Annotated in this window: 8 protein-coding genes; 4 read left to right on the top strand and 4 right to left on the bottom strand. The window is 67.6% G+C overall.

Annotation, left to right across the window (positions count from 1 at the left end; translation table 11 throughout):
- Positions 1-39: 39 nt before the first annotated feature.
- The 3 genes from C1H84_RS06250 to C1H84_RS06240 all read left to right on the top strand — a co-directional run bounded on the left by C1H84_RS06250 (position 40) and on the right by C1H84_RS06240 (position 3,733).
- Positions 40-789, top strand: coding sequence for an ABC transporter ATP-binding protein (locus C1H84_RS06250; RefSeq protein WP_047118318.1), 750 nt, complete (start codon positions 40-42; stop codon positions 787-789).
- 3 nt (positions 790-792) lie between these two features.
- Positions 793-3,300, top strand: a complete 2,508-nt coding sequence (locus C1H84_RS06245; RefSeq protein WP_113606873.1) for an ABC transporter permease — start codon at positions 793-795, stop codon at positions 3,298-3,300.
- Between the two features lie 88 nt (positions 3,301-3,388).
- Positions 3,389-3,733, top strand: coding sequence for a DUF6176 family protein (locus C1H84_RS06240; protein WP_113606872.1), 345 nt, complete (start codon positions 3,389-3,391; stop codon positions 3,731-3,733).
- Between the two features lie 86 nt (positions 3,734-3,819).
- Here the strand turns inward: C1H84_RS06240 and C1H84_RS06235 are convergent, their stop codons facing one another.
- Genes C1H84_RS06235 through C1H84_RS06225 form a run of 3 tightly spaced genes read right to left on the bottom strand, consistent with a single transcriptional unit; the run spans position 3,820 to position 9,296 of the window.
- Complete coding sequence (locus tag C1H84_RS06235) at positions 3,820-7,143, bottom strand: ATP-binding protein (protein ID WP_113606871.1); 3,324 nt, start codon at positions 7,141-7,143, stop codon at positions 3,820-3,822.
- A 3-nt stretch (positions 7,144-7,146) separates the two neighbouring features.
- The gene (locus C1H84_RS06230; protein WP_113606870.1) at positions 7,147-7,839 is read right to left on the bottom strand and encodes a DUF4194 domain-containing protein; all 693 of its coding nucleotides are present in this window, start codon (positions 7,837-7,839) and stop codon (positions 7,147-7,149) included.
- Positions 7,836-9,296: a DUF3375 domain-containing protein gene (locus C1H84_RS06225; RefSeq protein ID WP_047118323.1), complete on the bottom strand. Its 1,461-nt coding sequence runs from the start codon at positions 9,294-9,296 to the stop codon at positions 7,836-7,838. The genes C1H84_RS06230 and C1H84_RS06225 overlap by 4 nt, the downstream gene beginning before the upstream one ends.
- A gap of 221 nt (positions 9,297-9,517) precedes the next feature.
- Here C1H84_RS06225 and C1H84_RS06220 point away from each other — a divergent pair, with 221 nt between their 5' ends.
- Positions 9,518-10,789, top strand: coding sequence for a polysaccharide deacetylase family protein (locus C1H84_RS06220; RefSeq protein WP_244910825.1), 1,272 nt, complete (start codon positions 9,518-9,520; stop codon positions 10,787-10,789).
- 38 nt (positions 10,790-10,827) lie between these two features.
- Here the strand turns inward: C1H84_RS06220 and C1H84_RS06215 are convergent, their stop codons facing one another.
- Complete coding sequence (locus tag C1H84_RS06215; protein ID WP_113606869.1) at positions 10,828-14,286, bottom strand: TM0106 family RecB-like putative nuclease; 3,459 nt, start codon at positions 14,284-14,286, stop codon at positions 10,828-10,830.
- Between the last annotated feature and the right edge of the window lie 63 nt (positions 14,287-14,349).

The raw sequence follows: 14,349 nt of genomic DNA, 5'->3' as shown, positions 1-14,349 counted from the left end.
CCGATACGGGTTTCTCTTGGCCTTTTATAGTCTTGGAACATGACATCTGAAACTCTGCCCCTTACCGAATACGCGGTCTGCGCCCGAGGTCTGACCAAAAGCTACGGACATGACAGCACCCGCGTGGAGGCGCTGCGGACAGTAGACGTCGCCTTTGCCCGTTCCCGCTTCACCGCCATCATGGGCCCCTCGGGCTCCGGCAAGTCCACCCTGATGCACTGCCTGGCCGGGCTGGACACCGCGGACGCCGGAGAGATCATCATCGGCGGCCGCGACCTGATGAACCTGAACGACGACGAGCTGACCATGATGCGCCGCGAGCAGATCGGCTTCGTATTCCAGTCCTTCAACCTGGTCCCGACCATCAACGCCAAGGACAACATCCTGCTGCCGCTGTCGCTGGCCGGCAAGAGCCACGACCGCGAATGGTTCAACACCGTTATCGACGCGTTGGGCCTGCGCGACCGCCTGAGCCACAAGCCGCACGAGCTTTCCGGCGGCCAGCAGCAGCGCGTCGCCGTGGCGCGCGCCCTGCTCACCCGCCCCGAGGTGGTCTTCGGCGACGAGCCCACCGGCAACCTGGACTCCCGCACCGGGGCCGAGGTGCTCTCGCTGATGCGCACCTCGACCCGCGAAATGGGCCAGACCATCATCATGGTCACCCACGACCCGGCCGCCGCCTCCTACGCGGACACCGTGCTGCTGATGAAGGACGGCAGCATCGTGGGCCAGCTGGATGACCCGACCGTGGCCACCGTGACCGAGGCCCTGGCCTCGCTGGCGGAGTAGTCGATGCTGCACGTAGCCCTCGCCAATATCAAGACCTATGCACGGCGTTATATCGCCGTGGTCCTGGCGGTCGCCATCGGCACCGCCTTCCTCGCGGCCACCCTGGCCGTTAACACCTCGACCCGCGCGACCTTGAAGAACTCGCTGGGCGACACCTACAAGAACGCCGACCTGGTCGCCTTCCAGGACTGGGAACTGGTGCCGGAGGACGATCCCGACTTCGAGTACACCGAACTGGCCATGGAACAGGTCGAGGACATCCGCAAGCTCCCGGAGATCTCCACCGCCTACGGCACCGCCTACGAAACCGGTGAACTGTACACCGCGGACGACGGCTATGGCGTGCTGCTCCAGCCGGTGTCCGCCGAACAGAACCTCGGCGGCATGGAGCTGCTCGAAGGCCGTGCCCCGCTGAACGCCGACGAGGTCATCCTCGACGACGAGCACGCCGATCGCATGAAGGTCTCGGTGGGGGACACCGTCGGCCTGACCACCTCCGAGTCCACCAAGGACATGAAGGTGGTGGGCATCCAGCGCACCAGCACCGATCCGCAGCTCTCCGGCTACGCCATGGTGGGCCTGCCGGAATCCGTCTGGACGAAGATCGCCGGCGATTCCGGTTCCTTCCAGAACATCGTGATCGATGCCAAGGACTCCCTCCCGGCCGCCCAGCAGGCGCTGGCCGCGTACTTCGCAGAGCACCAGATGAGGGACGTCTCGGTACTGACCGCCGATGAAAAGGTCATCAAGGACGTCGCCATGCTGACGGACGGCACCGACCAGCTCACCGTGGTGCTGCTGGTGTTCGCCCTGGTCGCCCTGGTGGTCACCGGCCTGGTCGTGGTGAACACCTTCAACGTGGTGATCGCCCAGCGCACCCGCGAACTGGCGCTGCTGCGCACCCTGGGCGCCAAGCGCAAGCAGATCCGCAGCTCCGTGCTCATCGAGGCCCTGGTCATCGGCATCGTCGCCTCGGCGATCGGCGTGGCCCTGGCCGTCGCGCTGATGGCAGGCCTGATCCAGCTGCTGCACGTGATGGTGCCGAGCCTGTCCTACGCCACGCTGGCGCTGGATGCCAAGGGCCTGGTGATCCCGGTGGTCGTGGGCATCGCAATGACCGTCATCGCCGCGAGCCTGCCGGCCCGCCGCGCCATGAAGCTCGCCCCGCTGGCGGCCCTGCGTCCCTTCGACGCGGCGAGCGTGAAAAACCGCGCCGGCAAGCTGCGCATCGTCATCGGGATCTTGCTGGCCCTGGCCGGCGCCGGGCTGCTGGCCTGGGGCGCGATCGACGGTTCGCTGCCCATCGCCTTCCTCGGCGGCCTGCTCTCCTTCCCGGGCATCCTGATGCTCGCATCGCTGTTCGTCCCGGCCAGCGTCTTCGGCATCGGCAAGCTGGTGGCCGGGCGCTCGGTGGCTGGCAAGCTCGCCGCCCTGAACGCAGTGCGCAACCCGGGCCGCACCACCGCCACCGCCACGGCCCTGCTGATCGGAGTCACCCTGGTTTCCATGATCATGGTCGGCGGACAGACGGCCAAGTCCAGCCTTAACACTTCCCTGGCCGGAGAGTTCCCCGTGGATCTGACCCTCTCGCTGTACGAGCGCCAGGTCGACGACGCGAAGACCCAGGAACTGGCCCGCGAGCTGGCCTCCTTGGACGGCATCGAGGAAACCTCGACCTTCGTGGCCGGCACCGCGGAAATCAAGGGCCGGGAGGACGAAGCCCCGGTACAGCTGATGGGCGTCGATCCGCAGGGCTTCTCCAAGACCGTGCTGGACCAGAGCATCGTGCCGGCGGACGGGCAGATCATCCGCTTCAACACCGGCACAGAAGAACAGCCCAAGAAGCTGACCGTCGGCGGCAGGGAACTGGACGTCAAGGTGTCCTCCGCGGCGCTATACCAGGACCTGGTCACCAAGGACACCTTGGAATCGTTGAAGCTGGCCGACTCGGAGAACGAGTACGGCGGCGTGCTGATCAAGGCGGCCCCCGACCTGTCCAACGCCGACATCACCGCCCTGGTTGAGCAGATCGCCGATGTGGCCAACGTCGAGTCGTACATGATCGACGGCGGCGTGGTGCAGAACGCCATGTTCTCCCAGGTCATCGACGTGCTGCTGGCCATCGTGTCCGCCCTGCTGGCTGTGGCGGTGCTGATCGCGCTGATCGGCGTGGCCAACACGCTCAGCCTCTCGGTGCTCGAACGCACCCGCGAGAACTCGCTGCTGCGGGCCCTGGGCCTGAAGAAGAAGCAGCTGCGGGCCATGCTGGCCCAGGAAGCCGTGCTGATCGGCGGCGTGGCGGCCCTGCTGGGTCTGGTGCTCGGCGTGGTCTACGGACTGCTCGGCGCGCATGCCACGCTCTCTGCGGTCGGCGAGATGTCCTACGAGATCCCGTGGCTGCAGCTGGCCCTGGTGCTGGTAGTCAGCATCGTAGCCGCCCTGCTGGCCTCGGTGACCCCGGGACGCCGCGCCGCGAAGCTCTCCCCGGTCCAGGGGCTGGCGACCGAGTAGCCCGGCGCCTCGCGACCGGCAGGCAGACGCCCGGGTCCGATGACTTCACGTCATCGGACCCGGGCGTTGCTCGTATACCGTTGGTTCAATGAACATTGAGCTGATGCGTTTTCGCGTGAAACCAGGCAAAACCGAACGAGTCGACCAATGGCTGCAGTTCCTGAATTCCAATATGCCGGCGGTGCTGGAAACCCTGGAGGGGGAGCGGATGTACGTCGAGACGATTTTCAGCGAGACGCTGGACGGGGCCGAATACCTGTACTGGTACAGCATCCAGGGCCACGGCGGTACCGAGGTCCGCGACTCGGCGCACTGGCTCGATGAGAAGCACCTGGAATACTGGGACGAATGCATCGATCCCGAGTTCGCCCCGCAGACGCTGGTCACCCGGGTGAGCATGATCCCGCAGCGGATCCGGGAACAGATGCAGTAGCCACGCCGAAGGCAGGCAAGGGCCCGCAGGACGCTTTGCCGGATGCGTGGCGGAACGTCCTGCGGGCCCCGTGCTGTGCCGCGCAGCTAGCGCAGCGTGATGGTGGTGGCCATGGCCGGGGAGCGGCCGGTGGTGACGAAGCCCGAGATGTTGGATCCCGGATGCTTGATGATGTCCGTGATGGATCCCAGGTGGCGGCTCAAATCGATTTTGTCCTCCGGGGCTGCCAGCACCAGGTGGAAACCGAATTCCTGCAGCGCGCGGATGCCCGCCGCGGCATATTCGGAGTTGGCCTGGATGAACGCCTCGTCGATCATCACCGTGCCGAAGGACGTGAACCCGGCGGTGGCGAAGCCGAGCTGGTAGGCCAGCGCGGCGCCCATGATGAACGAGGTGAAGCGCTGCCCCTCGCCGCCGGAAAGGGTGCCAGGTTCCAGCCCGGTCTCCACCTCGCCGTTCGGCTTGTGCTCGTTGCAGCTGATCACCACATGCTGGCGCACGTCAAGCACCGTTGAACGCCAGGCCGAAAGGCCGGGATCGCTCAGCGCCGAGACCAGCGCCTCCAGCGCTTGGTAGGAGCTGGCCAGCGTGCCCTCGTCCTTGGTGGTGTAGGCGTCCTGCAGCGCGCTCTTCAGGTCCTTGCGGAAGGTGGCGGCCTCCACCGGGATGGAGCTTTCCACCTCCAGGCGCAGCAGCGATCCGTGCTCGAAGGCCACCTCGCCGAGGATCTGGTTCAGCGGCTTGATGCGCTCGGAAATCATCCGGCGCTCCTCGTCCAGCAGCTGCAATAGGTCGCTGAAACGTTCGTAGGAGCGGTTGGCGAAGTATTCGCGGAACTGCGCCTCGTGGTGCGGCAGGCCGTCGGCGACGATCTGCTCATGCAGCTGGGCATAGTGCTCCGCGGCCTCCGGGGAAGTGCCGTGGGTCTGCGCGTGCGAGCCGCCGAATTCGCGGGCGAAACGGCGGAAGGTCTCGCTCAGCGCGCCGCCGATTTCCTGGCGCTGCGCGGTCAGCTCGCTCAGCTGGCCCGCCAGCTGCAGCTTGACCTCGGCGAAGGCGCTGGAGATCTCCTCGGAGGCGGGGCTGCTGCCGGCGCCGATGGTTTCCAGCAATCCGCCGAGCAGCTCGTGGCCGCGCAGCGCCGCCGGGACCCGCTCCAGCCAGTCGCCGCTGTCCTCGGGGCCGGCGGCCAGGACCTTTTCGGCCCGCTCGATCTGCAGGCCCAGCTCGCCGGCGCGGGAGCGGACCAGCGCCAGGTCTCCGACCAGCTGCTCGGACTCGGCCTTGGCGGCCTCGATCTGCGCGCGGACCCGGGAGGAATCCCCGGAGAGCGTGAGCGCGTCGCCCAGCTTCTGCTCGCTGCGGCGCAGCGCCTGGAGCGCGGGGGCCGCATCCAGCTGCGCGAAGGTGCGCTCGTCCTCGATCAGCGCGCCGAGCAGCTGTGCCTTGGCCAGCACCTTGGCCTTGGCGGCGCTGCGGTCATCCGCCGCCTTCTTGGCGTCCTGCACCTTGATTTCCAGGCGCGCGGCCTTGGACTGCAGCTCGGAGATCTTCGCCTCGTTGGTAAAGCCCAGCAGGTATTCGGAGGCCGGCAGGGTGCGGGTGTCGCGCTCGAAGATGCCGGTGCCGGTCTTGATGGTGCCGGCCGGGGTGATGGCCTTGGGATGGATGTGCATGGCCGCGTCGTTCTCCACGCAGGCCAGCGGATAGTCGGAGGTGATCTTTGCACGCAGCCAGGCGCCGGCCTCGCCCGGGGCGAAGTCCAGCTTGGTGACCAGGTCCGCCGGGCCGGCCTCGACCTCGCGCGGGGCCAGCGAGATGTCCGCCCAGCGCACCCGGCCCAGCCCGTCGAGCTTGTCGATGGCGTGGGTGACCTGGGCCAGGAACTCGCCGGGCACCAGGAGGGTGCGGGCCACCGAGTGCAGCGCCTTCTCCGCGGCCAGCCGCCACATGGCGCAGTCGGCGGAGACGTCCATCAGCTCGCCGGCGAAGGGCAGCTGCTCCTCGCGCAGCGAACAGGCCGAGGCGATGGCGCGCCGGGCCGCGACCGAGCGGTCGTCGATGTTGGTGCTGCGGCGCTGGTAGGAGCGGATCTGCTCGGCCAGCGTGTCAGCGCGCTTGCGCAGGTTGACCAGCGAGGCCATGGCCTCGTATTCAACGGTCTGCGCGTCCTTGGTGATGGAGTCCAGCTGCTGCAGGGTGCGGGCGGCGTTGGCACGCAGCTCGTCCAGCCCGGTGGCGCTGAATTCGAAGGCCAGCCCGGCTTGGTCGGCCTGCTCCTGCAGGGCGTGCAGCACGCGCTCCTTCTCGCTCAGCGCCTTGCGGGCGGCGTCGGCTTCGCGTTCCAGCAGCATCAGCGAGGCGGAGCCGGCCGAATCGTGCGCGGCCTCCAGCGACTGCAGCTGGTCATCGAGCTTGGCCTTGCGTTCGCCCAGCTCGGCCTGCTTGGCCGTGAGCTGCGCATGCTCGGCGCGGTGCGCCGCCAGGTCGTTGCGCAGCACCAGCTGGCGCACCTGCGTTTCGAGCTGCGCTAGCTCGGTTTCCAGCAGCTGGCGGGTCTCGCCGATCCGTTCGGCCAGCGAGCGGTAGGCCCGGTCCTGCTCCGGCACGGCGGCCAGCACGTCGCGCTGCGCGCGGGCGGTGTCCAGCTGCCGGTAGATGCCGCGCAGGTGCGCGAAGTCCTCCACCGCGGCGGCGGCGGCCTTCAGCGTGGCAGGTTCCTCCAGCACCTCGTGGCGGAAGAACTGGTTCACGCCCTTGGCCAGGCCCTTGCCGTTCTGCAGGGTGCGCAGCAGGGCGAAGGCCTTGTCGCTTTCCACGCCCAGGCGGCGGCGCAGCCGGTCGATGAACGCCTTGTGGGTGTCGAAGGCCTCGGCCGGGGCCAGCGCCTTGGACAGCGAGGAGACCGTGAAGCGGCGCGGGCCGTGGTTCTCCAGCTCGGCGATGTCCAGCGCGCCCTCGCACAACAGGTAGTGCTTGGACACCTGGCCCTCCAGCCCGGCATCCGGCAGGTCGAAGACCGCGCCGGCGCTGACGGTGTTGCCCAGGCCGTCCTGGTAGCTGAGCAGCACGGCGCTCCAGGTGGCGCCGGGGCGCTGGAACACGGTGCCGGAGCTGGTCTTGAACTTGCGTCCGCGCATGTAGGAATAGGTGGTGCGGCGGTCCTCGCGGGTGGCCGCGTCGTTGGCCGACTCGTTCAGCCGCGGGCTGGCGAAGAACACGTGGCCCATGGCGTCGAAGAGCGTGGACTTGCCCACGCCGGGATGGCCGGTGACCAGCGTTCCGGCGCGGTCCACCCCCAGGTCGTGCAGCCCGTGGAAGGTTCCCCAGTTCACCAGCTGGACGCGCGAGAGGCGGTGCTGGCCGGGGTTGATCTCGCCGCCCAGCGGCAGCGTCATTTCAATGCTCATCGGCTACTCCTGCACCAGTGCGTCGGTCTGTTCGGATGCGTCGGACTCGTCGGGCTCCGCCTCGGCGAGGTTAAGCACGCCTTCGTTGGCGTCGATCGCCGCGATGTAGCGCGGGATGTCCTGGATGGAGGCCAAGGGCAGGGCCATGGCCAGCGCCGGGGAAATGCGGAACTCGTCGGCCAGCTCGGTATTGGTCAGCAGCCGCAGCGAGCCCAGCCGGGCGATGGCCGCATCGCAGGACTCGGCGAAGCGCTTGTCGTCGCGGTCGGCGGCGGCGCGGTGCTCGGCCAAGATCTCGTGCATGCCCGCGCGGGAGATCACCGCATCGGCCCCGGTGCCCGACTGCTGCTCCAGCAGCAGCCGCAGCCGCAGGGCCAGCAGGGTCTCGTCGCGCTTGAGCGGGCGGCGCGGGGCGATCGGCGCGGTGTGCGCCTGCTCGATGTCCACCGGCGCCAGCATGGCGATCTTGCGCTCCATGTCCAGGCTCAGCGCCAGGAAGATCTCCGAGAAGTACTTGGTGACAGCGCCTTGCGAATCCAGCAGCAGCTGCCAGGCCGCGGCGTCCACGGAGCCGTCGAGGTACGGGCCGCGCAGCAGCCGCACCAGCAGCTGGCGCAGCGGGAGCGGAAAGCTGCCGGTATCCCCGTCGAACAGCGGATCGGTGATCGGTGCGGCATATGAGTCGGTGTAGGTCATAGCGGCTCCTTCGTGAAGCTCAGGGCGGGCAGGTAGGCGGTGCGCGTGGAACCATCAAGCTGGGTGAATTCGATGCCCAGCAGCTGCGACTCGTCGAGGTTCTCGCCGTTGGTGCGCCCGATCTCGATGAGCGCGCGGATGGTATTCAGGTGCTGGTGCTCGGCGGGCAGGGCTGCGAACACCTGATCCAGCGGCACCGGGTCCTGCGCGGCGCCGCGCAGCCGCTGCGCGATCGCGCTGCGCAGCGCCGGCATGTCGGCCTCCGGGGTGCTGGGGGTGCGCACGATGTCCTCGGCGCTGAATTCCGGGGCATGGGCCAGCGGCGGCGGGGCCACGTGCTCGGAGGGATCGTAGATGCCCAGCCCGTGCAGGGTGACGAACTGCGGGGCGAACAGTTCCAGCGGGGCCAGCCCGCTGCGCGGCTTCAGACCCGCGGACTTGCTGATCGCGGCCTCCGCCTCGCGCACCGCCCGGCGCAGCAACTCGGCCTGCTTGTAGTCCTCGGACTGCACGAAGGCATGCAGGGACTCGGAGAGCTTGCCGTAGGAGGTGTGCACCTCGGCGGCCTGGCGGCGCAGCTCGCGCAGCAGGTTGGTGAGGATCTGGCGTTCGGGGGTGTCCAGGTCGTCCACGAAGTCGCGCTCCAGCACCTCGGCCAGCGCCGCGCGGAAACGCTGCTGGGCTTCGGGGGAATTCAGGAACTCGGTGAAGCCGCGGAAGGTCTCGCCCTCGGCGGTTGAGCGCAGCTGCCGGTCGGCTTCCAGCACCTGGCCCACCGCCACGCCCTTGGCGGTGGAGGCGTCCAGGATTCCCTCGCGCAGCGAATGCAGCATGTCCTGCACCCCGTCGCGCATGCGGCGGAAGTCCGCCGGCAGGCTCGCGGCCAGATCCAGCACCGAGCGGGCCGCGGACAGCGCGGTGGTGCGGGAGAGCACCGCCGGATCGGTGCCGGAGCGCAGCTGGTCGATCTGCGCCTGGCGCTGGGCGATCTGGGATTCCAGCGCGCGGATGCGCGCCTCGGGATCCGGGTCGGTTTCGTGGGCCAGGGATTCCAGCGAGGACAGCAGCGTGTTCAGGCGCGAGGAGTTCAGGTGCGAGTCGTCGGTGGAGAAATCGGCTAGGAAGCGCAGCGTGCGCAGGGTCTGGGCGCTGGGCTCGTAGACGAAGCGCCCGTCGATCAGCGGACGGGCCAGCAATCCCTGCTTGACCCAGGTTTCGGCGAAGTCCTGCGCACTGTAGGTCTGCGGGATCTGCTCGTCGCTCGTGCGGGCGGTTTTCAGGAAGGAATCCAGCGAAGCGTGGAACAGTTCCAGCGCGATGCGCGGGCGGTCCGCGGTGAACTCGGCGCGGATGAAGGCGACCGCCCAGGGCTGGGCCGTTAAGAGCCGGTACGCCGCCGAGCTTCTGAACTGCTGGGACTGGATCCACAGGCTATTCGCGCGGTGCGAGGGCTGCATGCATTTCCTTGATCTTCTTGACGCCTAACCTCCTAATTCTAGAGCATCCGGCTTCACGCCAGATGTGCGCCCCCTGCGCGGCAGATGCCAGTTTTGTATCGATTGGAGTAATGAACTGCCATTCGGTGTTTTTGGCAGGGCTGCCTGTGTAGTGTCGGAACGAGACGATGACAACGCCGTATCTGCTGGTTTTCGGCGCGTTTCGGGCATGGAGGTCGAAGATGATGAAGTTCGCACGGTTGCTGGCCGCAGGGATCCTGGTGGCGGCGCTCGCCGGATGCAGTAGTGAGCAACCCAACCCGCAGGACGCGGCGAACGACGCGTCGGCCGCCCCGGACGCCTCCGCCCAGGCCGCGCAGGAAGAAGCCCGCGTGGCCGAGGCCAAGGCGGAGATCAACCGGCTGGCCGACGGCTACGACTACCCGGCCGCCATCAAGATGGCTTCCAAGGACCCCAGCGAGGAACTGCAGAAACTGGTCCCGGGGCTGGAAGAGGAAAAGTCCCAGACCGTGGCCTGGGAGAAGCCGAACCAGATCCCGCACCTGTTTTTCCACTCGCTGGTCATCGACACCGACCGCGCCTTCGACGGGGACGGCGAAGCCCAGGGCTACAAGGACTACATGGTGACCCAGAAGGAGTTCACCGCGATCATCGAGGAGCTCTACGCCCGGGACTTCGTGCTGGTGAACCCCGCGGACTTCGCCGGCCCGGACAAGAAGGGGAACATGGCCTACCGCAAGATCATGCTTCCCAAGGGCAAGCAGCCGCTGGTGCTGTCGGTGGATGACGTGAGCTACTACGAGTACATGGACGGCGACGGGTTCGCGAGCAAGCTGCTGGTGGACAAGGACGGCAAGGTCCGCAACGAATACACCGATGCCAAGGGCAAAACGCATGTGGGAGCCTACGACGTGACCACCATGCTCGACGACTTCATCGAGGAGCATCCTGACTTCTCCTACCGCGACGCCCGCGGCCTCGTGGCCATGACCGGGTACAACGGCGAATTCGGCTACCGCACCTCGGCCAGCCAGTACCCGGAAAACAAGAACATCAAGAAGGACCAGAAGGCCGCGACCGAGGTCGCGGACGCCATGAAGGACGAGGGCTGGATCTTCGCCTCGCACTCCTGGGGCCACATTTCCACCGGCACCGTGGACATGGCGCGCTTCAAGCGGGACATGAAGCTGTGGAAGGAAGAAGTCGAGCCGATCGTGGGCAAGACCGAGCATTTGATCTACCCGTTCGGCTCGGACATCGCCCGCACCGCCAAGTACTCCGGAAGCCGGTACGAATACCTGGAAAACCAGGGATTCAAGTACTTCTACGGCGTGGACGGCACCATCCGCGCGTGGATGCAGCAGACCGACGACTACCAGCGCCAGATGCGCATCAACATCGACGGGCTGCAGTTCGACAAGGAACTGCGCGGGGACCGTCCGGTGCTCTCCGAGTTCTTCGACGTCAAGAAGGTCATCGACCCGGCACGCTGAACGCGCGCCGGGCCGGCGGACGGCGGGATCCAGCCGGGCTAGAGCGCCATGAAGGCGCCCAGCTGGGATAGGGCCGCCGGGCTGGAGGGCAGGTAGTCAGTCAGCCGGTCGCTGCGCACGATGACCGCTTTCCACTGGCCGCGGGAGATCGCCACGTTGACCCGGTTGCGGTTGAGCAGGAAATCGATGCCGCGCGCCGCGTCGGCCGCGCTGGAGCAGGCCATGCTCATCAGCACCACCGGGGCCTCCTGCCCCTGGAACTTGTCCACGGTGCCGACCCGCACGTCCCCGAGCCCCTCTGATTCCAGGACCTCGCGCACCATGTTGACCTGCGCGTTGTAGGCGGCGACCACCAGGATGTCCGAGGCCGCCAGCGTGCGGGAGGCGGCGTTTTGTCCCGGGGACCATTGCATGCCCAGATGCTCGCGCACCAGCGCGACGATTTCCGCGGCTTCCTCCGCGCTGCTGACGGTGTTCCCGCGGTGCTCCACCAGCCGGGTTTCCACCCCGGCGGCGCTGCCGGCCAGGCTGCGCTGGCCGGCGGCCTGCGCGGAGAACAGCTGGTGGTCGTAGCTCAGCGCGGAGACCTTGGCGCACAAGGCCGGGTGCATGCGCCACGAGGCGGCCAGGAAGTAGCCCAGCTCCCGGGGCAGCACCGGGCGGCCGTTGGACAGCCAGCCGAGCGCCGATTCGTCCACCGGCTGCGGATGCGAGCCCTGGGTCACCTGCGGCAGCTGCTGCGGGTCGCCGAGCAGCAGCAGGTTGCGGGCCGCCCGGGACACCGCCAGGGTGTTGGCCAGCGAGAACTGCCCGGCCTCGTCGATCACCAGCAGATCGAGGCTGCCGGCCGGCACCCTGGATCCGGTCATGGTCCAGGCGGTGCCGCCGATCAGCGCGCCGTCCCGGCCGGACAGCACGCGCTCCAGGTCCTCCTTGTCGGTGCCGTGCCACGGCACCGGGTCCTTGTGCTTGACCTCCTTGGCCACCAGATCCGGGTCGACGCCGGCGGAAATGGCCTTGCGCAGCACGTTCTCCACCACCGCATGGGACTGCGCCACGACACCGATCTTCCATCCGGCATCCACCAGTTCGCGGATCACGTGGGAGGCGACGAACGTCTTGCCGGTGCCCGGAGGGCCCTGCACCGCCAGGTACGAGTTGTCCAGGTCCTGCAGCGTGCGCACCACGGCCTGGTAGACCTGGGCGCTGCCGTCCACCACGGCCGGCTCCACCGGCGCGGCCAGGGTCTTCAGCCGTGGCGGGATGCGGCGCAGGATGTCGATGCCCGGCTGCTGCGGCAGCACCGGGACAGTGGATCCCACCGCGATGGCGAGCTGCGCCAGCGCCTCGTCGATGCTCTTGGTGGCAATGGGCTTGTCGGGGGTGAGCGCGACCGGGAAGGCCCCGTATTCGGGGATCTTGCCGCTGGTCTTCTCCGCGATGGTGATCCAGCCCTCGCCCACCTCCACCACCGTCGCATTGAAGGCGCCGCCGCGCAGCGCCTTGTCGTCGACCTCCATGCCTTCGGGCAGCGGGCCGGCGAACATGGCGAACACCCCGGAGCCGGGGGAGAGCAGCGAGCCCTCGGCCAGGGTGCCGTGCAGCCTTGAAATCCTGGTCACGGTGCGGGCCCGCGGCGTGGGCTTGTGCCAGTCTTCGAGCACCTGCGCCGAATCCACCATGAAGACCCCGCGCACGTCCGCCCACTCGTCCATGTTTTTGCTGAGCCGGTCGAAGTGGTCCCACCAGTACTGCTTCTTCTCACGCCGGTTGTAGCCTGTCGCGGCGGCGACCATCGCGATGGCGCGGTCGTCCGCGCCGAGCGCCTCGCCCTCGGGCAGCGCCGCCAGGTACTCCTGCAGGCGCAGCTCCTCCGGGGCCGGCTCGTACTCCTCGACGGCTTCGGGCACAGCCGAGTCCGGAATCAGCGTGTGCGGCTGGAAATCGACAAGGGACAGCAGCCAGTCGCGCAGGCGCAGCGTCGAGAGGCAGTCGTATTCGTTGTAGTCGGCAATGGAATCCAGCACCTGCTGCGCCTCGGCATCGGCGCCTGAATCGCGGGCCTGCATGTACTGGGCGTAGGCGACCACCGAGGCGCCGGCGTCGGTGACATCGCCCGAGCGCAGGTGCTCGCCCATGTACAGCGGTTCAAGCTTCTTGATCGAGTAGGAGCGGGTGGAGACGACCAGCGAATTGCGCACGGTGTCGTACAGGTCGATCAGCAGGTTCTCGCGCAGCCACTGGTCCACCTCGTCCTCCCCGGCGATGTGGACCTGGGAGAGCTTGCGCAGGGCGCTCTTCTCATAGGCCGCGTAGTGGTAGATCTTCATGCCCGGGAAGCGGCGGCGCCGCTGTTCCACGTACTCGATGAAGTCGAGGAATGCCCGGCGTTCGCCGGCCCGGCTGTGCGCCCAGAACGGACGGAACACCGGTTTACCGGTGTCGTTCTCGATCACTCCGAACAGGTATTCCAGGCCCCATGAATCATCCAGCGGTTCCTGGTAGAGCGGGTCGCCCTCGAAGTCGAAGAAGATGTCCCCCTGGTCGGGGTTGGGCAGGCTGGTGATGGTCTGGTCCGACTTCACCCGGTAGGACACGTTCTGGATGGTGGTGGCCAACGGGTCGGCGCCCACCTGCATGCGGGCCTGCTCCACGGCGCGGGCCAGCGAGGTCTTGGGATCGGGCTCCAGCGCGGCGAGCTGGTCGATTGTGGAAATGCCCTGGCGGCGCAGCTTTTCGCGCTGGGCCATGGACATGCCGGCGACCAGCAGCAGGTCGCGGGTCTGCTCCACCTGTTCGGCGCACAGGCTGCATCGGCCGCACAGGCGCAGCTGGTCCGAATCCCAGGCCACGGGCTGGCCGGAGGCCTGGTGCTCGCGCACCATGGACAGGAAGTGGTCGCGCTGCGCGCGGAAGACCGGCAGGATCTCATCGATGCGATGGGACGAATGGGTGCCGTCGCCCAGCACCAGCGTGGTGTGGGGGTGGACCTCGATGCCCTCGGCCATCATCTGGTCCGCGTAGGCTGCGACTTGGAGCAGCGCGCTGACGCGGGCATGGCGGGCAAGCTTCGTGTCCCACACGGCCCAGGATCCGTCTTCCTGGCGGACCAGGAAGTCGGCGAAGCCGACAAATGACCCGTCGAAGAAGGTCGCCTGGAAAATGACGTCGGCACCGCTGCGCAGCACTGCCAGCGTCTGCTCATGGGCCCGGCGCAGGGACTGCTCGGTCATCTCCGGCCGGTCGGTGAATTTCTTGACCCCGGTCCCGGTCTGCGGGTTGTACTCGCCGTATCTCTGCACAAGCTGGTCCAGGACGCGGTGTTCGTGCACGTCGCCGAGCACCGCGGTGCGGTGCAGCATTTCGTCGGTGACGGCGTCCGGCTTCTCTCGGCGTTCCAGCCGGACGTCCAGCAGGAACAGCGACTGGTACTGGCAGTCGACGGCGATTGACAGGTCGCTGGCCGAGTATACGAGGTGCTGGTTCAAAAAGAACACGGGGCCGGTGCCTTTCGCCGACTAGATAGTTACCTAGTCAACGTAGCACTCGACCCCGACAAA

Source organism: Glutamicibacter soli (genome assembly GCF_003309065.1).
Lineage (GTDB): Bacteria > Actinomycetota > Actinomycetes > Actinomycetales > Micrococcaceae > Glutamicibacter > Glutamicibacter soli.
Note: the sequence above shows the minus strand (reverse complement) of the source record. Positions and strands in the feature narration are given on the sequence as shown.